Raw genomic sequence first — 25,530 nt, 5'->3', positions numbered from 1 at the left:
AAGCGAATCTGTCAGACTGTGACAGGAAACAATTTTGGTGGACGACGCCTGCGCAGCACAGGCAGTCCGGAGCATCGGAGAGCGCCATGGGGATTCGCGAGGAACGCAAAGAGGCAACGATCCAGTCCATCCGGGCGGCAACCCTGGACCTGGTGGAACTCCATGGTCTGGAATCGGTGACCGTGGGGCAGATCGCTGCCCGGGCCGGCATCTCTGAGCGGACCTTCTTCCGCTACTGCGAATCCAGGGAAGCGGCCATGGTGCCGGCGCAGCATGAATTGATCCAGGCCGTGACCGAATGCCCCATCGCAGACGGATCCACGAGCGCGCAGATTTTCCGGCTGCTGGCCAACGAATGCCGCCGGATCCTTGTTGCCGAGATCCGCGGCAATGAATACCGCCGCATTTCCCGGTTGATAGCCACGGAGCCGAAGCTGCTATTGGCCATCACCCGGCAAGATCAAGCCTTCTGCGCTGCCACCTCGCAGGAGCTGCGCCGCCGCGGGCTGGTGCCGGCCATGCCCGCCTTGATGATTGGCGAAGCCTTGGCCGCCCTCTGGCGCGTGGCCTGGCAGAGCTTCGGCCAGGCGGAACGCGCCGGGGAGCCTGCAGGTCCCGTCGAACTCTTCGATGAGGCCATGGCGAATCTCGAAGCGCTGGCCGGCGGAAGAGCCGAATAGCGAATAACTCTGTTGAGTTATCGCTGATTAACTTAAATGTGACGAACTGCTTGCAGGCTGTCCAGCCCGGCATTTCGGTGAAGAAACGGCGTTGCCGCGCGTATTTCCCGCTGCCGCAAAGTGTGGTGCAGAGCAAAATCAGGTAGATTTGGAACGTTGAGTTCAGGGCGGTAACACCGCTTCCGCACGACGTTCAGGGAGACGCCACACCTATGGCAAAGATTATTTACACCCACACCGACGAAGCGCCTATGCTGGCGACCCACTCGTTCCTGCCAATCGTGGAGGCCTTCGCCTCGACCGCCGGTGTGGAACTGGAGACCCGCGACATCTCGCTGGCTGGTCGCATCATCGCTACCTTCCCGGATTATGTCACCGAAGAGCAGCGCATCGGTGATGCTCTGGCAGAACTTGGCGACCTGGCCAAGACCCCGGATGCAAACATCATCAAGCTGCCGAACATCTCGGCTTCGATCCCGCAGCTGAAGGCTGCCATCGCCGAGCTGCAGGCTGCCGGCTACGCGCTGCCTGACTACCCGGATAACCCGACCTCGGATGAAGAGACCGACGTCCGCGCGCGCTACGACAAGATCAAGGGTTCGGCTGTGAACCCGGTCCTGCGCGAGGGCAACTCGGACCGCCGTGCACCACTGAGCGTGAAGAACTACGCCCGCAAGTACCCGCACTCCATGGGCGAGTGGGCCGCTGATTCGAAGACCAACGTGGCCACCATGGGCGTTGACGACTTCGCGGCCAACGAGAAGTCCGTAGTCATCGACGCGGACAAGAAGATCTCGATCCGCTTCGTCGGCGAAGACGGCGAAGTCAAGGTCCTGAAGAAGCCTTTCGACGTGCTGGCCGGCGAAGTCATCGACGGCACCGTCATGCACGCCGCGGCCCTGTCCGAGTTCCTGAAGAACTCCGTGGCCCGCGCCAAGGAAGAGGGCGTGCTGTTCTCGGCTCACCTGAAGGCCACCATGATGAAGGTCTCCGACCCGATCATTTTCGGCCACGTGGTGAAGGCCTACTTCTCCGAGCTGTTTGAAACCTACGGCGACGAGCTGGCAGCAGCCGGCCTGAACCCGAACAACGGCCTGGCTGCCATCCTCGGCGGCCTGGACGAACTCTCCGACGAGGTTCGCGCCGGCGTCGAGAAGCTGATCGCCAAGGGCCTGGAAGAAGGCCCGGCAGTTGCCATGGTCGATTCCGACAAGGGCATCACCAACCTGCACGTCCCATCGGATGTCATCGTTGATGCTTCCATGCCGGCAATGATCCGCCTGGGCGGCAAGATGTGGGATGCCAAGGGCGACACCGCAGACACCCTGGCTGTGCTCCCGGATTCCTCCTACGCAGGCATCTACCAGGTGGCCATCGACGACTGCCGTGCCAACGGCGCGTTCGACCCGACCACCATGGGCACCGTGCCGAACGTCGGCCTGATGGCGCAGAAGGCCGAGGAATACGGCTCGCACGACAAGACCTTCGAAATCGCTGGCAATGGCCACGTGCAGATCGTCGACGAGAACGATGCAGTGCTCATCGAGCACCAGGTCTTCGCTGGCGACATCTGGCGCGCCTGCCAGACCAAGGATGTAGCCATCCGCGACTGGGTGAAGCTGGCAGTGAACCGCGCCCGCGCCTCCCAGACCCCGGCTGTCTTCTGGCTCGATGAGAACCGCGCCCATGACGCAGTGCTGATCGCCAAGGTCAACGAGTACCTCAAGGAGCACGACACCGAGGGCCTGACCATCGAGATCCTCTCCCCGGTCGAGGCGACCCAGTACTCGATCGACCGCATCCGCAAGGGCGAGGACACCATCTCGGTGACCGGCAACGTGCTGCGCGACTACCTGACCGACCTGTTCCCGATCCTGGAACTGGGCACTTCGGCCAAGATGCTCTCGATCGTTCCGCTGCTGGCTGGCGGCGGCCTGTTCGAGACCGGCGCCGGCGGTTCGGCTCCGAAGCACGTGCAGCAGCTGGTGAACGAAAACCACCTGCGCTGGGATTCGCTGGGCGAGTTCATGGCCCTGGGTGCTTCTTTCGAGCACCTGGCAGTGAACAACGACAACGCCCGGGCCCAGGTTCTGGCCGACACCTTGGATGCAGCAACCGGCACCTTCCTGCTGGAAGACAAGTCGCCTAAGCGCAAGGTTGGCGAGTTGGACAACCGCGGCAGCCACTTCTACCTAGCCAAGTTCTGGGCAGAAGAATTGGCCAAGCAGGACAAGGACGCCCAGCTGGCTGAGGCGTTCGCCGCAGTCGCCAAGGCACTGGATGAGAACGAGGAAACCATTGTTTCCGAGCTCGCCGAGGTCCAGGGCAAGGCCGTGGACATCGCTGGCTACTACCGTCCAGACGAAGCCAAGACTTCAGCTGTGATGCGCCCAAGCGCAACCCTGAACAAGGCTCTGGAACTGCTGACCAAGTAGTTCTTCCGAGTTGAGCAGGCAGGCACCGCCCCATTGGGGCGGTGCCATTACTGGTTAACCATTGTTTGAAGCCAGCCATACCGGATACGTCATGCTGGCTCAACTTTAAGAGGCTGGTCTTGGGCACCACGCTGCTCTGCGGCGCCCTGACGCTGGAGATCCACGACCTAAAGCCTGTTGGCATCTACGTTTAGGCCAGCTCCCCGAAACTCCCTAATGAGTGACTGTTTCCACATGCCGTTTTCATCAAATGGTATGTAGACGACACCGGCAAAGTCGGACGGCATTTCAACTCCCGGCTCGTATAGGGCAGTAACATTCCCACGGCCTAGCGCGGCTAAGGCATAGCCGAGCTCGAAGATGACGTTCTGGCGTGCGCGTGGCTTTTCGTCTGTGTTGGATCTGGATCTTCCTAGATCATCTCCCGTCATGAGAACGACCGCGAAGGATGACCTGTCACCAAGATGACGCTCCAGCTTTTCGATTACCGTCTGTCCTCGGCTGGCCTGATCACCTAAAACGATGACATTCAGATCCGAAGTCTGGCGTATGAGGAGATGGACCTGATTTATAGCGTCATGGTCGTGGCCATGCACGATGAATACGGTATTCAAACTTGTCGCCTCCTTTGTTGCTTTAGCGCCACTATCTTGATCGTCCTTCTCGTACAGGTCAAGATTGGCAAGGAGCCGTCGGAGGCGGTCGACTTTGGTCCGAGAATCTGTCAGCAGATCTTCAATTGGTTTGTCGCCATCGCTGAGCGATGGAAAGGGATTTTTTAGTCCCATGGCTGACACATAGTCCGTGTGCGGGCTGCTTTTCGCGAACCCAACGGGAGTGAACGCGTGCTCAAGCAGCAACGTATTTCGTTCATCCCAAGTTGTAATCGCCTGGCGCAGAGCCGACCGTTCCGATTCTGAATCCCGAGACATATTTTGGAGGACTTTTTGGGTAGCGATGGCTTCGCCGATCTTCTCGGCCAATGCTGCCTCGCTCATTCTCAACTTTGGGGGCATGCATTGATCATATCGGTCAGAGATCCAAAGTCCCGTTACAAGATAGCTTCCAGCAAATTGTCTGTGTGTCTTTCGGACTACCGCTTTGGCATAGGCCAGCAAGTTGACCCACGGACGCATCGTGCCATCAACCCCATTTCGTTGTTTGAGGGCGAGCTTCTCGATCTGGTCCAAGGAGCCGGCTTAGGGCAGCTGGCTGTGGTTAGGGAATGTCGAGGGCCGTGACATCCTCAGGCTAAGTGGCTGCGGTGGAATTATGGACTACTGCATTGACTATATGAAGAGAAGCACCTCAAAGTCCGCGACCTGCTTCCCAGAGGTTGTCGGCGGTGCCGGTCAGCAAGGCGTTGAGCGAGACGGCCTGCGCATCGGTGAATGAGGCGATGTAGTCCACGATGGCCCGTGACTGGCCCAGGCGCTGCACCTCGTCTGGTCCGGCTTGGCGGAATAGCTCGGGGGACAGCTCGCGCAGGTGCCGGTACTCCTCGGTGGCGGCTTCCACCGAATCGAGCAGGCGACGCGGGGCGCGACCGGCATCATCGGGATCATTGAGCCAGCCGTGGAACCCTTCGGCCAGCGAGCGGATGATCCGGGTCTGCCCGCGCTGGTACACGGCCAAATCCGGGCGCTCGAGCACAAAGCGCGAGTGGACGAATTTCAGCACGATCACGTCATGCCAAGCCTCATCGCCCAACCGGACGTGGCCGCTGCGCACAGTGGGGGTCTGCTCGACAGTCACCGATGTCTGAAGCCGTTCGATCCAACGGCGGGTGAACGCGGTGACCGCGCGATCCGCTTCCAGCCCTCCGTCATAGGGAACAGCCAGTAGCCCGTCGACCAGGTCATGGCCCACCCGTTCCACGGATTCCCGGAATGCCTGCGCATTGGCGATCCATGGATCTTTGGCCAGCGCCCGCCGCCAGGTCTGCTCCAAGGCATGTCCCGGGCGCCGGGCATCGAGCTCTGCCTGCTTCAGCCGTCCCAGGCTCGACGAATGCTCCAGCCAGGCGCGCAACTCCGCCGAAACGCTGGTGTACTGCAGCACCCCGGCGCGGTAGAAGTCATCCAGATCATGCACGGCATAGGCAATGTCATCGGCGATGTCCATGACCGAGCTCTCAAGGGTCTGCTGGTGCTGGCCGATGTTGGGGAACACCGAGAGCACATCGGCCATCTCATGGGCGTCGACATCATAGGCCGAATATTTCAAGGCCCCTGCCGCCGGGTCGGTCCCCACGCCGCGCGGCAGCATCTCAGGGGCCAGCGGGGCCAGGGCGCGCCATTCATTGCGCGTCCACGGGTACTTCAGGACGGCGGCGCGCACCGCACGGGTGAGGTTCATGCCGCGGGCGGTGGCATCGCAGCTGTCCAGTGCGGTAAGGATCCTGAAAGTCTGGGCGTTACCCTCGAAGCCGTCGGGAAGGTTCAGTATTCCCCGGGCCACGCGGTCCAGCTCCAGCTCTCCGAGGTGGCCGAAGGGCGGGTGTCCCAGGTCGTGAGCCGCTGCAGCGGCCTGCACGACTACCGGGTCGCAGCCACCCAAGTGGTCGACGAGTCTTCTAGTTGATTCATCAGCCTTACGCAGCCGGATGGCGATGGAGCGGGCCACCGCTGAGACCTTCAGCGAATGGGTCAGCCGGTTGTGCACCAGGGTGCCGGAGCCGGCCTGCGGGATCACCTGGGTGACCGAGGACAGCCGGGAGAAATAGGGGGAGAAGCGGATGCGCTCGATATCGATGCGGAACTCGTCCTCATCGTTCAGGCTTGGCTCAGCAATGGAGCGATCCCGCCCGCCGCTTTGATGTGTCTTGGCCCTGTATTCCATGGTAGAAACCAGCCTAGGGGATCAACGGCTTTGCGCCGTGTCAATTGATGATTCGGTTGGCGAGTTCTTCACCGTGCGCGAGGGCGATGACCTGGTCGACGGCCAGTTCTGAGACCAGCGAGATGAACTGTCCAGTGTCTCCGGCCATGTGCGGAGTGATGATGCAATTCGGGGCGGTCCACAGTGGATGGTCTGCCGGCAACGGCTCGGGGTCGGTGACATCCAAGGCGGCGTGCAGCCTGCCGGCTTGCAGCTCCGGCAATAGGGCGTCGGTGTCGACGATGGGCCCGCGTCCCACGTTGACCAGCAGCGAGCCGTCCTTCATTGAAGAGAGGAACTGAGCGTCAATGAGCTGCTCGGTTTCCCGGGTATGCGGCAGGGCAACAATCACCACGTCGGCGGTGGGAAGAAAAGCCCATAGCCTATCGAGAGAATAGATGGGGTAGCCCTGCTCGTGGACTCGTCCAGTGCGGGCAAAAGACGATAGTTCTGCAGGTTTGAATGGCAGCAGCCGCGAACGGATTTCGCTGCCGACTCCACCGGCACCGAGAAGCACCAACTTTGACCCGTGCAGCGAGCCGGTCCACGTCCGGGTCCACTGCCGCTCGCGCTGCTGCTGGCCAACTTGCGACAGCTGGCGCAGGGACGCCAGAACCAGGGCGAGGCAGTGTTCGGCGGTGGCATCTTCCACGGCGCCCTTGGAGTTGGTCAATGACACTTGTTCAGGAAGGTGCTCTAGAACCCACTCGTATCCGATGGACAGCAGGTGGACATGCTTCAGCCCCTTGATGCGGGAGACCCTTGAACGCAGCTCAGGATTGCTCGGACGTTCGGTGACCAGCACGTCGGCCGGCGGGGCGTCATTGGGGTCATCATTGATGTGCCAGAGGATCGGTTCGATTCCCGGAAGCTGCAGCCGGTCGACGAGATCCTGCCAGGGGAGCAATACACGTAATGCCATGCGAAGAGTGTCCTTTCGGTTGCTATGACCATTGTGTCTGTTGGCCGGCAGGGATGAAGAATCTGCTGACCGACTCGTTACTCCACATTAGTTATTCCAGAATGCAGATCAAATAACTAGTAGGCTGAACCCATGACTCACAGAGGGATCGTCGGAACAACCATACTGATGGGGCTTGGCTGGACCGTGTTCGTCCTTGGCCTCGCCGCGCTATTCTTCGACCCGATGGTCGGCGCGCTGTTGGCAATTGCCGGCGCGGTACAGGTCAGTGGCGGCATGATCACCGAGGCATTGAATAGGAAGCGGGAGGCGTCCGCAGTACTGCGAAACGGCAGAGAAGATAGTGTCGCTGCAATCGATTAATTACTGCCCGCAGCATGCTACCGCCTCTGAGGGTGTTCACGTCAGAGGCATGTGACAGGCTGGCGAATCTTTGAAGAGGCTGCTGGCTTACGACGTTGGGCCAACCGGATCGGCAGATGCCTTCTGGCCTGGGCAGCAGATCGTAGGTTGCCTGAAAGGTAGACCTTGATCTTTGAATGCCGAAGTAGCTGTGATGAGTTTCTTACGTCTGTTTTGTCGTGAATAGCCATTTCGCGCTTTTGGCTGCAGAAAAGGACTAAGGAGAATCTGGCTTGTTCTCTTCAGTCTGATGTTTCGGATAGCTGCCGAACGAATTTCTCCAGTCTTGCCGACCTGGTCTTATCAGTCTTGGCAATCATGAGCTGGTGCAGAATGTGATAGCGCGGCGGACGCCAGTGCAGAGGAGGTCTTGGACTTGCCGATCGGCATCTTGGGCTTTGGTGGATACGCGGGCATAGCCGATCAGCTTCGTCATTGGTACACCAAAAGTGTCTCGCAACTAATGTTGTAGGCATCATAGTACGCCAATGGTTGCGACACATAGTTGCGAGAATTTTGAACCATTGAGATTCCGCAGATTTTACGTGGCGGGGGTGGAGCCCGGTGAGACGTCTTACAACCTATAGGTTGTAAGACGTCTCTACAAGAGATTCTTAACGTAAGATCAGTCAACCTGAGAGAACGCTACCAATAGACTGCTCAACGGCTAGCTAGATACTCTCTTCAGACTCAAGTGTTAAGTCTCGGATCTCGTCGTCATGCAGATCGTCGTCTCGAACATCCAGATAATTTCTGAAAGCTGGATGTATTCGGTACCTAACCTGGCGTTCCAATCTTTTTGAAAGCCTCTCGGCTAACTTGATTTTACGTCTAGCTGACGCATCTCCTTCTACGTGTATGAAGTCACCTTCAGCGATCTCAACTCCTAGAAATGACGTTTTAATCAACCAGAATTTCACTTTATTTGCATCAGCCGTACCAGATAAAACTTCCGCTAATTCATCTTCGGTCAGGGTTGAATCGAATCCTGCGAATTCATACAGTATCTCTTCAAGATCAAAATCTTCAGCTTCGCTTTCAACAATTAATGCTTCAATGGCAAATTTTGAATACTCGGATTCAGCAAATATGACATCCGCTTGTTGAATTACGTGATGCTTCCTGTTGATGGCGGTCGTTAGTGCGGAGTTGGCCAAATATATTAAATCGCGAGGTCTCGGGAGGGTGCGCCAGAGTAAATAATCTCGTGTAGGCGTTCCGTTGACCTCTGGTGTAAAAACGTCAGACCATAAGTGGGAACCCTCAGTCTTGTGTTTAGTCCTTAGGCTTTTTGCACCGTATCTTTCTTCTAATACGCGAGCCAATAATTCTTGATCATCCCAGTGGACAGATAGCTGTCCGATTTTATCTGGTTCACGGGCATGGGAGGACATCACATCGAATATATCGGCCCTGAGGAACACGCTCAAGGTTAGATTTATAGATTCGGCACGCCCGTCGTTGTATAATTCCTTTTCAATTTTTCCGCTTGTTGTTAACAAGCTGAGAAGAAACTTCGACATCAGCTTATAGTCGGTTTCGTTTTCCCATGCTTTATCTAAATTATCAATTAGAACTGCTACCCGGTTGAGTTCGTGAAGAGATGACCGCAGTTTAATTTTGAGATTCTTTAGTGCGTGAATCCTGAGCCCATCGGCGATAATTTTTTTAGGATCGTATCCTTCCTTATTTTTATCGCTGATTTTGGCTTCAAGGAGATCTTCTATTATGCCTTCTAAGCGATCGGTCAGCGTGCCCCCTGTGTCAACGTGGAGATTTTCCAGTTCTAGTTCGAGGGCCCTTAGCGGCGTGCCTTCTGCGATTCCCGCTGGTTTACTTTCACCTGCTTTGATGGCATGAATTGCAATCTCTGTGTAAATTAGAAATGACCAAAGGTTGGTTAGGAGGTAATCGGATGTCGTGGACGCATCTACGTCTTGCAAGAACTCGATTAAACCCTTCAGTTCGTAAGACGATGGTTTAATTGGAACTACAAGGTTTCGTCTGTCTTTTGCCAGCTCTGCATTAGCTTGGCTCATTGTTGCTGATTTGCCGGTTCCCTTACGACCGATGAAAATTTTGGCTCTTCCCTCGAGAATAGCTCGAAATTCACTTGTCTCAATGAAATAATCATTCAGATTCTCCAGTTCATATTCGGCTACATATTGCCCGAAGGAACTGATAGGTAGTTCAATGTCCAAAGCGAGACGGCCTAAACGCTTGTTTGATCCGCTCGGTTTTGGGAGGTTTGCTAACCAACTTTGAACATGGTCTTGAAGCGCAGCCGACGTGGAATAGGTAAACAGGATGTCTTTGTAGTCCAACGGTGCGGTGAAACCGTTTTCAGCAACTAGGAGAAGAGGTAGCTCTAATCCGTATGCTAGACCGGCGAGGAAGCTAGCCCTGGCGTTATGCTCCTCAGAACGTATCCTCGTGGGGGGCAAAAGATGGAAAATTGCAGCAGATGATCTGTAGATCTCTCGAACATAGAATTGTAATGGCGCTAATCCTAGATCGTCACTTGATCCTAAAACTGTGATCGCGCTATTTCGCTCGAGCATCTTGCTTAGCGCTGTCGAGGCTGTTGTTTTTATGGGTAATGCTGGAGCGAATATCGCATTCGGTTCCCGGGCCTTGGCGCCGGCTAGCAATGGATCGAATAGTTTCGGTTCTGATAGTTCTGGGCGTTCGCTAGTTATCCTTGAAATTATTCTTTCGGGATTCCCCTGGTAACCTAGACGACCGAAAGTTGATAGAAGATTAAGATCGTTCCACTTTCTGACGGCCTCTGTGTCCGTCTCGTCTAGAAGCAGCCACAGTACCTTGTTATTACTTAACGCGTAACCTGCTTCGAATAGGACGTTACTGTTCATTGTGCTGATATCCGCCATGACGGCCGAGGCGCTTTGGATAGCCTCGCAAATCGTACTTATAAGTAGCTGGCCTTCAATCGGCAGAGTCTCCCACCCTGTCGCATTGATACCTCGCGCTTGTAAAGTAGATATAGCTTCGCGGAGCGTTTCTGCTCGTAGCGGAGAGTTGCCTCCATAGGCAAAAAATATTCCATCTTGGCTCATGCTTCAAAGATCACACGAGTCTATGGTCTTAAATGGCACCCCTCTGCGGGTCGCTGCAATTCCTTCCGCTGGTTTGGATGAAGATGAGGATCTGTTTTCTCAGTCCACTAGGCGAACGCGCTGAATTTCACATCAACTCCCTCGACCTCGGCGAGCATTAGTTGTTGCGCAGCTACGAGAAAACGTCAACTAGCCGCGGACATGTGAGGGGCCAGCACCTAAGGGTGCTGGCCGTCCCAAAATTACCAGCTTATCCTTCTCGCGTATTCTCTGTAGTCTTCGTTGTACTTATCAATTGCGGATAAAGCTCTAGGCAGATCTCCTCCGAAAAGTCCTGCTTGTAGAAGAGCTCCTGAGGCACCTTCGCGTTCTAATTTCGATCTCAATTGATCTACTGGTGATTGCGATGCATGGCGCAGAGCCCAGGTGGAGCGGCCAAACCAGTTGGAACGAGCATATTGGGCGTTATGACCCTGATTTAGGGCATCTTGAGTAGATACATCTTGGCCGACTACACCCAACATGAGCTCCGAGAGATGATAGTTCTGAGTATGTTCTTCTTCTGTCCACTCGAAGATAGGCTTCATAACTGAGTGCAGCCAGTCGGGTATTGGTGTGTGTAATTTTCCTAGCTGCCTGTTGTTGTACTGATTGAATAGCTCAACTGGATCATCGCCAGAGGTCTCAGCCCGTGAAAAAATTGATGGCAAGGAAGCGCTGGTATCAAATGGTTTCCAGTATCCAGTTGCATCAAGTACTCCTATAGTGCTTCCAACGTGATAGTTTTCCGGAACGCGAGGACCGGCCAAAAGAGTCTTAAAATTGTCCCACCTGGAATATGCCGTGCTGGCCAGCGCTGCGACGGCGATTACAGCTACCGCTGCTATATGTCGAACGTTGTTTATGGATTCGTAGCCGTCATGGTGCTTGCTCGCAGCCGAGACAATGTTTTTGATACCTGCCGTCCACGGAGATAGAGAATCTGCGGTTCCCCATCGAGCAGCTATGGCTAGGGAATAGCAAAATGGGCGTACTGCTTCCCAAGTTTCGCTTGCTAACTGAACGAAATTCCTAATCTGATCTTCGTTCGTTCCGGAACGCACCTGCGAGCCATAACGAGGATCATCATTCAGAGTCTCAAGCGCACTTCGTACTTCCCCAGCGATCAAATCATCTAACTCAATCTGCTTTGCCGGATTAACGATCATCTCTTTAGTCAGTCGGCGCAGTAGTTCAGGACGCTCTTGGGACCGAGATTCCTCCACAAACGCCAGAGTAGTAGCTGCATTTTCGTTCGCGCCCATGAGCCTATTAATCTTGTTGGTTAGCGCAACCGCTTGCTCAGGATAGGAATCTCCGAAAAGGTCTACTCGGTTTATATCGTTCAGTGATCGATTAGCACCAATTCCCCAATCTGGGACGCTGCCGTCATCAAAGCGGATGGGGATTATCCAAGTTTCTCCCGGAGGCATCCTTCTGAACTCTTCGACTGCCAAATGAAGTTCTTCGTTCATGTTGTTTCTTGGACGGTTTCGCGAGTTGTCAGAAAAGCACGCAAGGAAAACCAATGAGTTATTGCGAATGGCTTCCTTGATCTTGATTTTCCAATCGTCCCCAGGTTCAAGGTTTTTTAGGTCACGCCAGAAAGGTATCTGTGCGGCCTTCAGCATTTCACATAGCCGATCAACACACTCTTTGTCTTCACGGACGTATGAAATGAAAACGTGTTGTCCCTCGTTATTTGTCATAAAGAGATCCTAAACGACCTCTACGACACAAGATGAACGTTTTCGTGCCGAAGAGGGAATAGGTTACCGCTATTCCGGCGACGTGGTATCCGCTATTTCTGGATGCCCGGAACACCTAGCCGGACTAGCCGAACCAGCGAGGCGTCTTTGGCACGGTTTCACCCATTACTGCTACTGCTTCACCCAATCCCAGCTCCCAAACACTGCGGAATATTGCCATCACCTCGTTGAATAAACGTGCGCTGTTAGGCCGGACTCATCTTCTCTGCCAGGACTTCACCGGTGCCGTATTCCTTGCCATAGTCGGCCACGCATCGATATTGCGATGAGCAGGTTGGTCCGTGTAGCCCGCATCGCGGGTTGCGTTTACTGACTGCGGCCCAGAGTCGCGACGGGGCGGTTCGCATGACTTTTAACATGGTGTTAAGGTCCGCCGCGGAAACGTTCGCATCTTGCTTGCTCGATCGCATGACTACTTCATCAAGGACCAAAGACTCACAATGAGGCCAATTCGGAAAAATGTATCAATACTCGTGAAATGGAAGTGCTTTCTCCACATAGTTTATGGCACTGAGTTTTGCGAAGAAGTGCCCTCAAAAATCTGTTGAGTTTTCAACTGCTGGAGGTTTTCGCTGAAGCGCACGGATTGATGTGTCACAAACGACCGTTATTGGCGTGCGCATAAGACCCGATTAAGGTGGTGACGAATTGCTGGCGGGTCTGCTTCAGTATTGTTGCATGCATGGCTTTTTGAAAGTCCCTCGGCCAACGCCGCGCCTTCCAGTTTCCAAAATGATAACAAAGTCCTGGCAAAAAGTTCTTATCACGACCTGTGGAAGGTTGAAATGTCATTCCGGTTGACAGAGCCAGAACTACGGGCTAAGCCGATCTCCCACCGCGAAAAGGATTCTATTGATGCTCAGATTCCAACAGCTTCTTAGTCGGCGATCGTGATCTTGCGAGTGGGTCGCTAGTCAATAGAAGGAGGCGAGCGTAATCTCGAATATTCCTTTCCTGACTAGGCTCGTAGGAAACGCGTTTTATGTGAAAAAATTTCTTTGTGAATCTTCGGGTAATGAGCTAGATTTACCCTAATCATCAATTAGTGGGCACGAGAAAGAGCGGCTTTAGCAATAATTGCTAATTTATTCCGTTGTGAGGTTCTTGCGCCGATTCGCACTCTTTAAAGTAGGATAATTGAAAACTAAATTAAGCGCGACGGCGATATCGACGGCACTGATCACGGGATTGGTGCTTAGTGGCCCGGCAGCAAATGCAGAAGTGATTTCGGATGGGGCTGTCTCTACCCCAATGGAATTGTCAACGTCAGCGGAAGCGCAGACGGAACCAATTGCGTCTCAGTCTCCTGTAGCGGACGTCGTTGAACCAGAGGAACACATCCTTCCAACTGAGGCAGAGGCGATGTTGGATAAGGAAGAGCCTGTCGTGGCCGAGACATCAGAACCGGCCATCGACCCGGCAACTGAATCCTCGGAAGCTCAAACTGGCGAGTCCGACGTGGCCACAGAATCTGAATCCATGGTGACGGAATCAGCTGCTTCGGCAGAATCTGACGCTGCATCTGAGCTCACTGATGAAGTTAGTGAGTCGGCCAAGCCCACCGAAACGTCATCGGACGTCGCAGTCGAGGATGAAGACCCTCGCTGGGCCCAAATTGACGCGCTGCTGCCCGAAGGCAGTGAGAATTGGGACGAAGCTCAGTGGGAAGCTTTCGAGCAAACTGAAGCCGGGCGGGAGATGAACCGGCTTCTTGATGAATTGCTTGCTGAAGATATCACCTGGGACGAAGAATTCGACCTTTCTGATGAAGAGCTGGCTTTCTGGGAGTCCATCAATGAGCTTATTCCTGAGGAAAGTTTCGACTGGGATGAAGCGCAGTGGGAAGAATATTTCCAATCCGACAGCGGGCTCGAGCTGATTGACTTGATCCTGCCTTTTATGATGGAAGGCATTGAGAGTGATGAAGACGCCGCGGAGATCCAAGCATTCCTCGAAGAGGTTTTTGCTAACGACCCAGAACTGCGAGCGTATTACCTTGAAATGTACTTCGGCATCCAGCCGGAGACTGAAATCGGTGGTTCGGGAGGTCCAGAAACTGAGGAGGAAGCAACCCCATACGAAAGCCAGTCTCCAACGGCTAGCGCCGAAATCAAGCCGGCAGGTGAGGTTAGCAAGGAGCCTGCTTCCGAGAAACAGGCCCTCACGAAGGCTGCCGGTTCCACCGCGCCGGCGTTGGCGAACACCGGTTTTGACGGCTTTTCAGCTGCAGGGCTAGGACTTCTCATGGCCCTTGCGGGTGCGGCAGTTGTGGCCCGCGGAAGCAGGAAGTCCGCCAAGCACTAACGCGCTGCGGCGAAAGACCGCTAGTGCAATCTGAGGCTGTTCGGCCGCTGTCCCAGGGGACAGCGGCCGAACAGCCTCAACTGGTTAACTGCGAGTTTTCATCCAGGCGGTGCCAGGCGCGGTTGTGGTAAACCAGTCCGTTGCCGGGCTGGCCGGGTTCGCTATCTCGTTCAATGTGCGACTCAAGGGCGCGCGCGACAAAAACTGTGGATGTTCCTGCCTGAACCCGTTCGATGACCGCGCAACGTACCCAGGCCCGGACGCCATCAAATACCGGTTCCCCGGTGCTCAGCCTTGACCACGTTTGCTTCTGTGCGAAGCGGTCGATCCCACTGGTTGCCCCCAATTTAGCAACCTCGATGTCATGCGCATCCAAGCTGTGAACTATAAGAGATGTTGCGCGGGTCAGCACTTTGGCCGCCGAGGACAGCGCAGAAATCGAGAAGACGAGCAATGGCGGATCAACGCTGATCGAGGCCACGGACGTTGCCGTGAGAGCAACCGGTCCGTCGCCGGCATCGGCGGTTATCAGGCTGACGCCACCGGGGTGCCCGCGGAAGATCGCTTTGAAGTCATCCGCGGGCAACGATGGTGTCGCCGATTCTGTCACTTCAGACGCGGGCACCAACAAGCTCCTCGCGCAGGATGCCAGCCCCTGCGCTGAGCGCACTGAGCTTGGCCAGGGCCACATCGCGGCGGAACGGGGCCATGCCGCAGTTGGTGCTGGCAATCAGCTTGTCCGCATCGACATATTCGAGAGCTTTGCGCAGGGTCTGCGCCACTTCCTCGGGAGTTTCCACAGCGTCATTGGCCACGTCGATGGCTCCAAGCATCACTCGCTTGCCGCGCACCATTTCGACGACCTCCAGCGGGACATTCGAGTGGTGGGATTCCAGCGAAACGGTATCGACGGAGGAAGCCTGCAACAGCGGGAAGGACTTCTCGTAGTGGCGCCACTGTGCGCCGAGAGTAGCTTTCCAATCATTGTTCGCCTTGATGCCGTAGCCAAAGCAGATGTGGACTACGGTCTCGGCTTTGAGCCCCGCGCAGGCACGCTCCAGGGCAGCGATGCCCCAGTCGGCCACCTCATCAAAAAAGACGTTGAAGGCAGGCTCATCGAATTGGATGATGTCCACTCCAGCGGCCTCGAGCTCGCGGGCTTCCTGGTTCAGGATGGTCGCGAATTCCCACGCCAGCTTCTCCCGGCTACGGTAGTGCGCATCGTACAAGGTATCAACCATGGTCATCGGGCCTGGCAGGGTCCACTTGATCTGCTTGTCGGTGCAGGAACGCAGGAACTTTGCGTCCTGGACAAAGACGGGATTTTCACGTTCAACGGCACCGACGACGGTGGGGACACTGGCGTCATAGCGGTTACGGATGCGCACGGTCTCGCGCTTCTCGAAGTCGACACCGCTCAGGTGCTCGATGAACGTGGTGACGAAGTGCTGGCGGGACTGCTCGCCGTCGGAAATGATGTCGATGCCGCGCTGGGCCTGCTCGAGGACCGCTGCGCGCATGGCGTCCTGCTGGCCTTCGCGCAATTGCGCGCCCTCAAGCTTCCAAGGGGACCAAAGTTTTTCAGGCTCGGCGAGCCATGAGGGCTTGGGCAGGCTGCCAACAATTGACGTGGGGATAAGCGGAGAAGTCATGGGGGAATCTTTCTGGATCTTAGGCGACTGGTGACGGGCAGGAAGCGGACCACTGATCGAGCAGTTGGCGATTCGGGGTGATGAAATGCTCTTCGGTGAACTTGCCTTGGATCTTGCCCAGTTGGGTTCGCTCTTCGCGGTCATAGAAGACGCGGGTGGGGGAGAAATCCTCGGCGCCAAGGCTCGGGTGGTACACAGCTGGAGCCGCCGAATTGGCGTTGTAGATTTCCGGACGGTAGATCTTCTGAAACGTCTCCATGGTGCTGATCAGGCTGATCAGCTGCAGGTTCGTGTAGTCGTTGAGCAGGTCGCCACGGAAGTAGAAGGCCAGCGGTGCGACAGCACCCGGCGGCATGAAGTATCGCACGCTCAAGCCCATTTTTCCGAAGTACGCGTCGGTCAATGAATTTTCATCTTGCTGGTATTCCAAGCCGAGCACTGGATGGCTGTTGCCGGTGCGGAAGTAGGTCTTGGAAGTCGAGACGCTGATGCAGACCACCGGCAACTGGGCAAAACGCTCACGGTACGCCTGTGAGTTCAAGAAATGCTGGAAGAGCTGCCCATGGAGATCGCCAAAATCCTCCGGAAGCACCGGGGCTCCGCTGTCATTACACGAAGCTGGAAGCACCACGCTGAAGTCGTAATCGCGGACATAAGAAGAAAAATTATTGCCGACCATGCCATGGGACCGAGTACCCATGAGTTTATCCACGATCGTGGTTTCAAGCACTTCTAAAAGTGGAAATTCCTGATCGGTATTATCGGCAGAAAAATGAACATTTGCGGAAATGATTTCCAATTCAAGAGAATAGCGGTCGCCTTGGGGATTATCCCAGTGAGCCAAGGAATTGAACCGGCGGTTGATCATCGTCAGGGCATTGCGCAGGTTCTCTTCACGGCGCTCTCCGCGTGCCAAATTAGCGAAGTTTGTCGTGGTGCGCGAATTTGTCGAAGGGGAATAATTCTCGTCGAATCTTGTGGTGCTAATGCTGAAATTTAATGCGTCTGCCATGATGGCCAATCTGTATTTGGGAGGCCTGGGCAGGCCGAGGGGAAGTCGTTGCGTCAATCATGCAGGGTGATTCTTGATATCAGGTAACTCGATATAACTATGGATTCATATAGACTCGATCTATGGTTCAGGGAACAAATGGCTTGACACTGCAGCAGCTGCGCTATTTCGTGGCGGTGGCCTCCGAGGGATCCATCTCCGCCGCAGCCGACCTGATTTACGTCGCACAGCCCAGCATGTCGGCGGCGATGAAGGAGCTTGAATCACGGGTCGGGCGCACCTTGCTGATGCGCTCGGCCAGGGGAGTGACGCTCACCGCCGAAGGCGCAGAATTCCTCGGCTACGCCCGGCAGGTGCTCGAGCAGGTGGAGCTTCTTGAGCACCGCTACCTCGGGCGCCCCGCCGCGCGGCGGCTGCTGGGCGTCTCGACCCAGCACTACTCCTTTGCGGTGGATGCCTTTGTCCGGATGGTCCAGGCCAGCGGGGCCGAGGAGTACCAGTTTTCGCTGCGCGAGACCCGCACCGAAGAAATCATCGAGGACGTGCGCACGCTACGCAGCGACATCGGGATCCTCTACCGCAACGACTTCAACCGGAAGGTCATCGACAAGCTGCTGCGCGAATCCCGGCTGGTCTTCCACCCGCTGTTCCTGGCCGATCCGCACATCTTCATCTCGCGCAGCAACCCGCTGGCCACCCGGGACCAGGTCACGCTCGAAGACCTCGAAGACCTGCCCCGGCTGACCTTCGACCAGGGCGCGAATAATTCCTTCTACTTCGCCGAGGAGGTGCTCTCCACGCGCTCCAGCCAACGCGAAATCCAGGTCTCCGACCGCGCCACCATCTTCAACCTCATGATCGGCTTGGGCGGGTACACGATCTCCACCGGCATCATCAGCGACGAGCTGGATCCCTCCATCGTGGCCATCCCGCTGGCCATCGAGGAGCGCATCGAGATCGGCTGGATTGACCACGCCGCCATCCCGCTCACCGACCAGGCCCAGCGCTACCTGCAAGAAGTGCGAACGGTGGTCGCCAGCTTCGGGGTAGAAGTGCTCGGCTGAGCCGCCAGCAGCGTAACCGCCGGTCATGGAGCACCGGCGCATCGTCACAAAATTCAGGAGAAACCGCTAAACCATGCGGTTTTTCTCAATTCTGCGCGTCACAAAGTGGTGCCAACCACCGCGTCGTCATGACAAGGCGACGACATATGAAGCGTAGCGGCCTTGTATGAAGCCGGGCGCCGGATATCGCTTGCACCGTTTGCGGCGGATAGCCAACCATGGAAGAACAACCCATCAAGAGCGGCCGAGAGATCTGGCTCGAAGACGCCGCAGCAACCATCGGGAAACCGAAAGGTGCTACCGCCAGGAACGATGGAGCAGTTCCGAACGCGTTTTTGCGTAGCTTCGTGCCGCCGCACGATGCCAATCGGTGCACTCCCTCGCAGACAACGAGGAGGAGCTATGAGCCAAGGAACCGACGCGGTCCACGCCGGATATCGCCCGAGCGGAGACTTCCGCCCGATGTTGCCGCCACTGCACAATTCCGCAGCCTACCAATTCCAGTCCCACGCCGAAGCGATCGAAAAGTTCGCACTGCGCCAGGCCGGCTTCACCTACTCACGCACCGGCAACCCCACCGTCTCGATTCTCGAACAGCGCGTGGCAGCACTGGAAGGCGGAGCCCAAGCGGTAGCCACCGCCACCGGACAGTCTGCGGTTGCCTTGTCCCTGCTGGCCCTGACCCAGGGACCCAAGCACATCGTGGCTTCCTCCTCGCTCTACGGCGGCACCGTGGATCTGTTCACCGACACCTTCGCCGACTTCGGCATCCGCATCAGCTTTGTCGACCAGGCCGATCCGGCCGCCTGGGCCGGGGCCATCGAGGAAGACACCCGGGCCTTCTTCCTAGAGTCCGTCTCCAACCCGCTGTGCACCGTGGCCGACCTGCCCGCCATCGCGGCCATCGCCCACGAACACAACATCCCGGTGGTCGTGGACAACACCCTGGCCACGCCACTGAATATTCGCCCGCTGGATTTGGGTGCCGACATCGTGGTGCACTCAGCCACCAAGGGCCTGGCCGGACACGGCTCGGTACTCGGCGGGATCGTGGTCGACTCGGGGAACTTCGACTTCACCGATGCCGTCCGCTGGCCGCAAATTGCCGCCCCGCGCGTGCGGCTGAACAACACCTCGCTGCTTGAACGCCACGGATCGGCTGCCTACGCGATGCTGGTCCGCTCCAAATTCCTACACGATCTGGGCCCGACCCTGGCTCCGGCCAGCGCCCAGGGGATCCTCGCCGGAATCGAAACCCTGCCGGTGCGCGCCGCCCATGTGCAACGCAGCGTCACCACGCTGATCGATACTCTGGCCTCCCACCCGGGCATTGTGGCCATCCACCACCCGTCGCTGCCCACCCATCCGAGCCACGAGCTGGCCCAACAACTCACGCCCAAGGGCACCGGCTGCGTGGTTGCCATCGAGTTGGCCCACCCGTCGCTGGTCTCCCCGGTAATCGATGGGCTCACGCTGATCTCGCTGGCCGCCAATGTGGGGGACACCCGCACCATGATTTCGCACCCGGCGACCATGACGCACTGCCGGCTCTCCGCACAACAGCTGGCCGACGCCGGCCTGAACACCTCCACCCTGCGCCTGTCGGTCGGGCTGGAAGACCCCGCCGACCTGCTCGCCGACCTCACCCAGGCACTGGATCTGGCATTGGACCAGGCCCTGGCCCCACAAACCCAAGGAGCATGATGACTGGCTTCAACACCCTCGCCGTGCACGCCGGCCAGCACAAGGATCCGCACACCGGGGCGGTCGTGCCCCCGATCTACCAGACCAGCACCTTCATCCAGGACGGCATCAACGTGCTGCGTTCCGGGCATGAATACTCCCGCGGCTCGAACCCCACCCGCGACGGATTCCAAGAGCAGCTCACCGCACTGGAAGGCGGGACCGCCGGATTCGCCTTCGCCTCGGGCATCGCCGCCGAAGACGCGCTGCTGCGCGCGGTGCTGGAACCGGGCGACCACATCATCCTCGGCGCCGACGGCTACGGCGGCACCAACCGGCTGATCTCCAAGCTGCACAGCAAATGGGGGATCACCTCTTCGGCGGTGGACATCACCAGCCTGGATTCGGTGCGCGCCGCGGTGCGCCCGAATACCGCGCTGCTCTGGGTGGAGACTCCCTCCAACCCGCTGCTGGGCATCGCCGACCTGGCCGGCTGGGCGGACATCGCCCGCGAACACGGCGCCCTGCTGGTCGTGGACAATACCTTTGCCACTCCTTATCTGCAGCGCCCGCTGGATTTCGGAGCCCACGCGGTGGTCCACTCCACCACCAAGTACATCGGCGGGCACTCCGATGTGCTCGGCGGGGCCGTCATCGTGGCCGACCACCTCTTCCGCGGCCAATCCCTGGCCGAAGCGGTGGGCTATCAGCAGTTCGCCGGCGGCGCGGTGGCCGGACCGCAGGATTCCTACCTGGCAGCCCGCGGCTTGAAGACCTTGGGCCTGCGCATGGAACGCCACTGCGCTTCGGCGGACAAGCTGGCCGGCTGGCTCGATGCGCAGCCCGAGGTCACCCGGGTCTACTACCCGGGGCTGGAAAGCCACCCCGGCCACGAGCTGGCCAAGCGCCAGCAGCGCGGTTTTGGCGGGATCGTCTCGGTGGCCCTAATAGATGAGGCCGCCGCCCGCGCCTTCGCCCAATCCATGGAGTACTTCCAGCTTTCGGTGTCCCTGGGCGGGGTGGAATCCCTGGTCTGCTATCCGCGCGAAATGACCCATGCTTCGCTGATCGGCACTCCGCTGGAAATCCCGGCCAACCTGGTCCGCCTCTCGGTGGGCATCGAGGAAGCCGACGACCTGATTGCCGATCTGGAACGCGGCCTGGCCGCGGCCCGCGCGGCGTCCAAACCGGTCGTCTCCCGGGTATGTGAAAAGACTCTGGAAAACGCCTGATCGCTTCGAACCGCGATTATCGGGCGGCGTGCCCCTACCCTGAAGAATAGTAGTTGGGGAAGGGTGGAATCATGATCGGAATTCTCAATCGGCTTATCGAGCAAATCGAGGCTCAGCTACGCACCGAGATCAACCTCGCTGACCTGCAGCGCACCGAAGGCAGCACCGAATACCATGTGCGGCGGATGTTCTCCTCGCTGTCCGGCATGCCGGTCTCCGAGTACATCCGCCGGCGCCGCATGACCCAGGCCGCCGCGGATCTGCTTGCCGGTCAGGACCTGCTGAGCATCGCGATCCGTTACGGCTATGGTTCGGCCGAAGCATTCGGCCGGGCCTTCCGAGCGGTGCATGGCGCGTCCGTGGCCGATGTCCGCGAGCATGGTGGCCCCCTTCGAAGCCAACCAATCATCAGGTTCAGCCTGACCGTCGAAGGGAATCGTCCCATGGATGCACGAATAGTTGATCGAGAAGAATTCCAGCTCATTGGATACGCCACGCAGGTACCGCTGATTCACAACGGTGCCAACCCGCACATCCAAGCCCACATCGCCTCCATCCCGATAGCCGAGCACGCTCGGCTCAAGGAGCTGTCTTCCGCGCAACCTGCCGGTTTGCTGCAGGTCAGCGCACAGGTGGACCCCGATTACCGCGAAGGCAGCGAGCTGACCTACCTGCACGGTGTCGCCGTACCCGGTGGCATCCAGGTGCCGAAGGGCCTGGACGCGATTCAGGTTCCTGCTGGCCAGTGGGCGGTCTTCAGCGTTTCGGGCCCCTACCCGTCGGCGTTGCAGGACCTCTACGCCGCCACCGCTACCGCGTGGTTCCCGTCCAATCCGTGGCGTTTGCGCGTGGGGCCGTCCATTGTCGCCGTGCTCGATCGGGCCCCGGACTTCAGCACCGCGACCTGCGAGCTCTGGCTGCCGGTTGAAGCCGGCAACTAGACTTGTCCACAGCCCGTACACGCATGCCCTGCAGATCCATTTCTGCGGGGCATGGTGTACCCATGAGCAGAGAAATCGCGCAAGCGCTGAAGGACCTGGCCGACGCCAACGCGTTGGCCGCTTCAGCGACCCATGTCCTGGCCCAAGGCGGCCTCACCGCCGGCCAGGCCGCCTATTTTTCGATGCTCGCTGAAGACACGTCCCAATCTCTCGCCCGGACCCAGGTCCACGCGGCAGCTGCCCTGCGGCGTACCGGCGCCCACAAGCTCGACCAGGAATCCTTCCAGGCCATCTCCGATCTCGGGGCCCACCCCACCGTCGAGCAAATCGAAGCCGCCGAAGGACGTACCACGACAGCGCGTACGCATTTCAAGGATGCCAAAGGACTGATGACCGGCTGGCTGGATATCCCGCGCAGCACCGCCGCCGCCCGCCTGGTGCAGGCCGACTGCCTGCTTGGCGGCACGGACGAGGCAGGACAACCGACTGATCCGTGGCTGCCGGAGCTTGCTACGCAGTTCGACGACCCGAGCATTGATCCGCGGCTGGTGGCCTCGGCGGCAATGAAGCTGCATTCGCTCCGCAAGGATCTGGGCGAAGGCAAAGCCGCAGAGGCGAAGAAGCAGCAGCTCCAGGCAGAATCCGCAGCCTTCCTGCGTTCAGAGCCCAAGTCAGCGCGCAAGCACATCAACGACATGGTCTCGCAGATCAAAGCGGGCCAGCGCCCGCTCAAGGCTCTGCTCGACGGAATCGGAATCTTCAAGCGCGGTATGCGCAAAGGGCTGGTTGAATACATCATTCGTGTTCTCCCATCGCATGCCGCATACATCGAGGCCTACTTCGCCAATCTGGATAATCCTTCCACCGTTGCCGGCAACCGCGAGGGCTTGAAAGACGTCGATGCCCAGTTCACCGGTGAGGAAACCAGCGGCTGGGACGATGAAGAAAGCAAACCCGACTGGGCAAAAGACGGACCGGGTGGCGACGCTACGGAGGACATTGGAGATCTCGACTCGGAAGACGAGAATCTCCACTGCGGAAATGATGAGCTCCAGCCAGAAGCTGCTTCCGCCGAAGCGAAGCCGGCCAACGCTGAATGGGAAGACCTGAAACCCGAGCGAAGACGGCTCGTTGGTTTCATGGCTTTGCTGATGAGCGAACGGAAACCCAGCGGAGGCCCGCCGGAACAGCAATCAGGACTTGCCAGCGCGCAGGTGAGCGTCATCTTGGATTGGGATAAATTGCAGCATCGAACCGAGGATTTCGCTGTGACTTCCTCGGGGATTCTGCTATCCCCGGGGGAAACCAGGACCGCACTGTGCAATGCCGGGATTCTCCCGGTGGTGCTGAACGGCAAGAGCCTGCCCTTGGATCTCGGACGAACGCAGCGGCTATTCACCAAGGCCCAAGTCCGGGCCCTGCGGGCAGCCTATCGAGGTTGTTCGTATCCCGGGTGCAGCATGCCGGCGCAGAGGTGCGAGGCGGATCATCTGGATCCGTGGGAGAAGGGCGGGCGCACTGATATCAAGTCTGCGGTGTTGAATTGCTTGATTCACCATACGGCCAGGCATTGCGGGTTGTTCCAGGCGGTGAAGATCCCTGGGAGCCGGCCGATGGTGCTGTTGCCGCCGGAGTTGGATCCGGAACAGAAATTGCGGATCAACACCTATTTCATGACGCCGACCGAAGCCTTGGACGCCGAAGCGTTGGCGGAGGAGACCACAGTGAGGTGGCGTGCGGGATTGCTGGAAGTAGAACTTGCCGAGCCATGAGCAGCGCGCACAATGCTTAAAGCAAAAGCTCCTGGAAGCGTGTGCTTCCAGGAGCTTGCAAACTCTAGGCGTTGGCTTCCAGATGCTTGGCTGCCAGCACGAGATAGTGATCAGCGTTGGTCTTCAACCCGGCGACTTCTTCATCGCTCAGTTCGCGGCGGACCTTGGCCGGAACACCTGCAACGAGGGAACGCGGCGGAACCTGGGTGCCTTCCAGCACCAATGCACCTGCAGCAACCAGCGACAGCTCGCCAATCACCGCGCCATTCATGATGGTCGCGCTCATGCCCACAAGGCAGCCGTCACCTACGGTGGCGCCGTGCACCACAGCCGAGTGGCCCACCGAGATGCCCGCACCCAGGGTGCAAGGAAAACCTTCATCGGCGTGAAGCACGACGTTGTCCTGCAAGTTGGTGCCTTCACCCACACGAATCGGCGCCGAATCGCCGCGCACGGAGACGCCATAGAAGGCGCTGGAGTGATCCGCGAGGGCGACATCCCCGCTCAACACTGCGGTGGGTGCGACAAAAACGTTCTCGCCGACCTGTGGGGTCGACCCGTCAATAGTAATCATGTGGCTCATGCCACCTACTCTAATTGGCTCAGGAGCGCGGGGCGAGTCACGAGAAGACGATGGTGCGCTGGCCGTCGAGCATCACCCGGTGCTCGGCATGCCACTGCACCGCGCGGGTCAGTGTCCGGCCCTCCACGCTGCGGCCCAGCTCAACGAGCTGCTCGGCGGTGCGCGTGTGCGAGACGTGGGTGACTTCCTGGTCGATGATCGGACCTTCATCGAGGTCCGCGGTGACGTAGTGCGCGGTGGCACCGATCAGCTTCACGCCGCGGGCGTAGGCCTGGTGGTACGGCTTGGCGCCCTTGAAGGAGGGCAGGAAGGAGTGGTGGATGTTGATGACCCGGCCTTCCATGCGCTCGCAGAGCGAATCCGAAAGGATCTGCATGTAGCGGGCAAGCACCACCAGCTCGATGTTGTAATCTTCGGCGAGCTTGAGCAGCTCAGCCTCGGCCTGGGACTTGTTCTCCTTGGTCACCGGCAGGTGCACGAAGTCCACCCCGTAGAAGTCGGCCATCGGCTTGAGATCCAGGTGGTTGGAGACGATCACCGGCACATCGATGGGCAAGGTGCCAGCACGCTGGGCGAACAGCAGGTCGTTGAGCGCATGCCCGGCCTTGGAACACATGATCATGGTGCGGGTGCGCTTGGCGCCATCGTCCACACGGAGGGACATGTGGAAATCGTCGCGGATGGGCGCGAGCCCCGCGCGGATCTGTTCCAGGGACTGCTCGGTGGCTACCTCGATGCGCATGAAGAAGGTGCCGGTTTCGGGCGAGAGGAACTGCTGGGACTCGGTGATATTGCAACCGGCACCCAGTAGACCCCCGGAAATGGCATGGACGATGCCGGGACGGTCGATGCAAGATAGGGTGACGATGAAATTGTTCATGCATTGAGATTAACCGGCTGGCGCGCTGCATGCACATTCGTCTCGGTGGAGTTACACAGTTAGGCGTCGAAGCTACTGGATCATCAGCAGGTTTCCGCACTCAGCCGAGGTGCTTTATGCGTCTTCAAAAAACACCGTGCGAACTAATGATCAATACCTGGCCGCGCTATGACATGATGTCTATAAATTTGGCATTTTCACGC

The 25,530-nt window shown here is 57.9% G+C and carries 19 protein-coding genes, 1 pseudogene and 1 riboswitch; of the genes and pseudogenes, 9 read left to right on the top strand and 11 right to left on the bottom strand.

Annotated elements, in window-relative coordinates:
• Positions 1 to 86 precede the first annotated feature (86 nt).
• Together ACIOTN_RS15845 and ACIOTN_RS15840 are read left to right on the top strand one after the other, a co-directional pair.
• Positions 87 to 680 (top strand): TetR/AcrR family transcriptional regulator, encoded by a 594-nt coding sequence (locus ACIOTN_RS15845; protein ID WP_402735683.1) that lies wholly within the window; start codon positions 87 to 89, stop codon positions 678 to 680.
• A 212-nt stretch (positions 681 to 892) separates the two neighbouring features.
• Positions 893 to 3,115, top strand: a complete 2,223-nt coding sequence (locus tag ACIOTN_RS15840; RefSeq protein ID WP_402735682.1) for an NADP-dependent isocitrate dehydrogenase — start codon at positions 893 to 895, stop codon at positions 3,113 to 3,115.
• 167 nt (positions 3,116 to 3,282) lie between these two features.
• On the opposite strand, the gene ACIOTN_RS15835 is transcribed toward ACIOTN_RS15840, so the two are convergent.
• From ACIOTN_RS15835 to ACIOTN_RS15825, 3 genes are all read right to left on the bottom strand, one after another.
• Complete coding sequence (locus ACIOTN_RS15835) at positions 3,283 to 4,305, bottom strand: TIR domain-containing protein (protein ID WP_402735681.1); 1,023 nt, start codon at positions 4,303 to 4,305, stop codon at positions 3,283 to 3,285.
• Between the two features lie 118 nt (positions 4,306 to 4,423).
• The gene (locus ACIOTN_RS15830; RefSeq protein WP_402735680.1) at positions 4,424 to 5,956 is read right to left on the bottom strand and encodes a deoxyguanosinetriphosphate triphosphohydrolase family protein; all 1,533 of its coding nucleotides are present in this window, start codon (positions 5,954 to 5,956) and stop codon (positions 4,424 to 4,426) included.
• Between the two features lie 40 nt (positions 5,957 to 5,996).
• Positions 5,997 to 6,917 carry a 2-hydroxyacid dehydrogenase gene (locus tag ACIOTN_RS15825; protein ID WP_402735679.1) on the bottom strand — a complete coding sequence of 307 codons (921 nt, stop codon included), beginning with the start codon at positions 6,915 to 6,917 and terminating at the stop codon, positions 5,997 to 5,999.
• A 132-nt stretch (positions 6,918 to 7,049) separates the two neighbouring features.
• On the opposite strand from ACIOTN_RS15825, the gene ACIOTN_RS15820 reads away from it, so the two are divergent.
• On the top strand, positions 7,050 to 7,280 hold the full coding sequence (locus tag ACIOTN_RS15820; RefSeq protein WP_402735678.1) for a hypothetical protein: 231 nt from the start codon (positions 7,050 to 7,052) through the stop codon (positions 7,278 to 7,280).
• Positions 7,281 to 7,662: 382 nt separating this feature from the next.
• Here the strand turns inward: ACIOTN_RS15820 and ACIOTN_RS15815 are convergent.
• From ACIOTN_RS15815 to ACIOTN_RS15805, 3 genes and pseudogenes are all read right to left on the bottom strand, one after another.
• Positions 7,663 to 7,755 (bottom strand): annotated as a pseudogene (locus ACIOTN_RS15815) (recombinase family protein); the annotation flags it as partial.
• A 235-nt stretch (positions 7,756 to 7,990) separates the two neighbouring features.
• Complete coding sequence (locus ACIOTN_RS15810) at positions 7,991 to 10,396, bottom strand: P-loop ATPase, Sll1717 family (RefSeq protein WP_257745956.1); 2,406 nt, start codon at positions 10,394 to 10,396, stop codon at positions 7,991 to 7,993.
• Between the two features lie 242 nt (positions 10,397 to 10,638).
• Positions 10,639 to 12,144, bottom strand: a complete 1,506-nt coding sequence (locus ACIOTN_RS15805) for a toll/interleukin-1 receptor domain-containing protein (protein ID WP_402735677.1) — start codon at positions 12,142 to 12,144, stop codon at positions 10,639 to 10,641.
• A gap of 1,197 nt (positions 12,145 to 13,341) precedes the next feature.
• Here ACIOTN_RS15805 and ACIOTN_RS15800 point away from each other — a divergent pair.
• A complete protein-coding gene (locus ACIOTN_RS15800; RefSeq protein WP_402735676.1) occupies positions 13,342 to 14,508 on the top strand; it encodes a hypothetical protein in 1,167 nt (388 codons plus the stop codon).
• Positions 14,509 to 14,584: 76 nt separating this feature from the next.
• Here ACIOTN_RS15800 and ACIOTN_RS15795 read toward each other — a convergent pair whose 3' ends face one another.
• From ACIOTN_RS15795 to ACIOTN_RS15785, 3 genes are read right to left on the bottom strand one after another with little or no spacing between them, the layout of a single operon-like run.
• Positions 14,585 to 15,133 carry a flavin reductase family protein gene (locus tag ACIOTN_RS15795; protein ID WP_257745961.1) on the bottom strand — a complete coding sequence of 183 codons (549 nt, stop codon included), beginning with the start codon at positions 15,131 to 15,133 and terminating at the stop codon, positions 14,585 to 14,587.
• Positions 15,120 to 16,160, bottom strand: coding sequence for a methionine synthase (locus ACIOTN_RS15790; RefSeq protein WP_402735675.1), 1,041 nt, complete (start codon positions 16,158 to 16,160; stop codon positions 15,120 to 15,122). The genes ACIOTN_RS15795 and ACIOTN_RS15790 overlap by 14 nt, the downstream gene beginning before the upstream one ends.
• 19 nt (positions 16,161 to 16,179) lie before the next feature.
• Positions 16,180 to 17,172 (bottom strand): DUF1852 domain-containing protein, encoded by a 993-nt coding sequence (locus ACIOTN_RS15785; RefSeq protein WP_402735735.1) that lies wholly within the window; start codon positions 17,170 to 17,172, stop codon positions 16,180 to 16,182.
• A gap of 122 nt (positions 17,173 to 17,294) precedes the next feature.
• Between ACIOTN_RS15785 and ACIOTN_RS15780 the strand changes: the two genes are divergently transcribed.
• The 5 genes from ACIOTN_RS15780 (at position 17,295) to ACIOTN_RS15760 (ending at position 23,864) form a co-directional block, all read left to right on the top strand.
• Positions 17,295 to 18,236: a LysR family transcriptional regulator gene (locus tag ACIOTN_RS15780; RefSeq protein ID WP_402735674.1), complete on the top strand. Its 942-nt coding sequence runs from the start codon at positions 17,295 to 17,297 to the stop codon at positions 18,234 to 18,236.
• Between the two features lie 228 nt (positions 18,237 to 18,464).
• A riboswitch (SAM riboswitch) is annotated at positions 18,465 to 18,555 on the top strand.
• An 83-nt stretch (positions 18,556 to 18,638) separates the two neighbouring features.
• Entirely contained in the window at positions 18,639 to 19,940 is a 1,302-nt protein-coding gene (locus ACIOTN_RS15775) for an O-acetylhomoserine aminocarboxypropyltransferase/cysteine synthase family protein (protein WP_402735673.1), read from the top strand.
• Entirely contained in the window at positions 19,940 to 21,151 is a 1,212-nt protein-coding gene (locus ACIOTN_RS15770; protein WP_402735734.1) for a cystathionine gamma-synthase, read from the top strand. The genes ACIOTN_RS15775 and ACIOTN_RS15770 overlap by 1 nt, the downstream gene beginning before the upstream one ends.
• Positions 21,152 to 21,222: 71 nt before the next feature.
• Complete coding sequence (locus ACIOTN_RS15765) at positions 21,223 to 22,092, top strand: GyrI-like domain-containing protein (RefSeq protein ID WP_402735672.1); 870 nt, start codon at positions 21,223 to 21,225, stop codon at positions 22,090 to 22,092.
• A 62-nt stretch (positions 22,093 to 22,154) separates the two neighbouring features.
• The gene (locus tag ACIOTN_RS15760) at positions 22,155 to 23,864 is read left to right on the top strand and encodes a DUF222 domain-containing protein (RefSeq protein WP_402735671.1); all 1,710 of its coding nucleotides are present in this window, start codon (positions 22,155 to 22,157) and stop codon (positions 23,862 to 23,864) included.
• 64 nt (positions 23,865 to 23,928) lie between these two features.
• Here the strand turns inward: ACIOTN_RS15760 and ACIOTN_RS15755 are convergent, their stop codons facing one another.
• Positions 23,929 to 24,447, bottom strand: a complete 519-nt coding sequence (locus tag ACIOTN_RS15755; protein WP_402735670.1) for a gamma carbonic anhydrase family protein — start codon at positions 24,445 to 24,447, stop codon at positions 23,929 to 23,931.
• Between the two features lie 37 nt (positions 24,448 to 24,484).
• Positions 24,485 to 25,327 carry a formyltetrahydrofolate deformylase gene (gene purU / locus ACIOTN_RS15750; protein WP_400342512.1) on the bottom strand — a complete coding sequence of 281 codons (843 nt, stop codon included), beginning with the start codon at positions 25,325 to 25,327 and terminating at the stop codon, positions 24,485 to 24,487.
• Positions 25,328 to 25,530 lie beyond the last annotated feature (203 nt).

The sequence above is a fragment of the Glutamicibacter sp. NPDC087661 genome, assembly GCF_044743275.1.
Taxonomy (GTDB): domain Bacteria; phylum Actinomycetota; class Actinomycetes; order Actinomycetales; family Micrococcaceae; genus Glutamicibacter.
The sequence above is the reverse complement of the archived record's forward strand: the minus strand, read 5'-3'. Positions and strand labels throughout refer to the sequence as shown.

What these genes read in the sequence shown, in the direction of transcription:
- ACIOTN_RS15845 (WP_402735683.1), top strand. Translation starts at nt 87, where the DNA reads ATGGGGATTCGCGAGGAACGCAAAGAGGCAACGATCCAGTCCATCCGG.
- ACIOTN_RS15840 (WP_402735682.1), top strand. Translation starts at nt 893, where the DNA reads ATGGCAAAGATTATTTACACCCACACCGACGAAGCGCCTATGCTGGCG.
- ACIOTN_RS15830 (WP_402735680.1), bottom strand. Translation starts at nt 5,956, where the DNA reads ATGGAATACAGGGCCAAGACACATCAAAGCGGCGGGCGGGATCGCTCC.
- ACIOTN_RS15825 (WP_402735679.1), bottom strand. Translation starts at nt 6,917, where the DNA reads ATGGCATTACGTGTATTGCTCCCCTGGCAGGATCTCGTCGACCGGCTG.
- ACIOTN_RS15820 (WP_402735678.1), top strand. Translation starts at nt 7,050, where the DNA reads ATGACTCACAGAGGGATCGTCGGAACAACCATACTGATGGGGCTTGGC.
- ACIOTN_RS15810 (WP_257745956.1), bottom strand. Translation starts at nt 10,396, where the DNA reads ATGAGCCAAGATGGAATATTTTTTGCCTATGGAGGCAACTCTCCGCTA.
- ACIOTN_RS15805 (WP_402735677.1), bottom strand. Translation starts at nt 12,144, where the DNA reads ATGACAAATAACGAGGGACAACACGTTTTCATTTCATACGTCCGTGAA.
- ACIOTN_RS15790 (WP_402735675.1), bottom strand. Translation starts at nt 16,160, where the DNA reads ATGACTTCTCCGCTTATCCCCACGTCAATTGTTGGCAGCCTGCCCAAG.
- ACIOTN_RS15785 (WP_402735735.1), bottom strand. Translation starts at nt 17,172, where the DNA reads ATGGCAGACGCATTAAATTTCAGCATTAGCACCACAAGATTCGACGAG.
- ACIOTN_RS15780 (WP_402735674.1), top strand. Translation starts at nt 17,295, where the DNA reads ATGGTTCAGGGAACAAATGGCTTGACACTGCAGCAGCTGCGCTATTTC.
- ACIOTN_RS15775 (WP_402735673.1), top strand. Translation starts at nt 18,639, where the DNA reads ATGAGCCAAGGAACCGACGCGGTCCACGCCGGATATCGCCCGAGCGGA.
- ACIOTN_RS15770 (WP_402735734.1), top strand. Translation starts at nt 19,940, where the DNA reads ATGACTGGCTTCAACACCCTCGCCGTGCACGCCGGCCAGCACAAGGAT.
- ACIOTN_RS15765 (WP_402735672.1), top strand. Translation starts at nt 21,223, where the DNA reads ATGATCGGAATTCTCAATCGGCTTATCGAGCAAATCGAGGCTCAGCTA.
- ACIOTN_RS15760 (WP_402735671.1), top strand. Translation starts at nt 22,155, where the DNA reads ATGAGCAGAGAAATCGCGCAAGCGCTGAAGGACCTGGCCGACGCCAAC.
- ACIOTN_RS15755 (WP_402735670.1), bottom strand. Translation starts at nt 24,447, where the DNA reads ATGAGCCACATGATTACTATTGACGGGTCGACCCCACAGGTCGGCGAG.
- purU (WP_400342512.1), bottom strand. Translation starts at nt 25,327, where the DNA reads ATGAACAATTTCATCGTCACCCTATCTTGCATCGACCGTCCCGGCATC.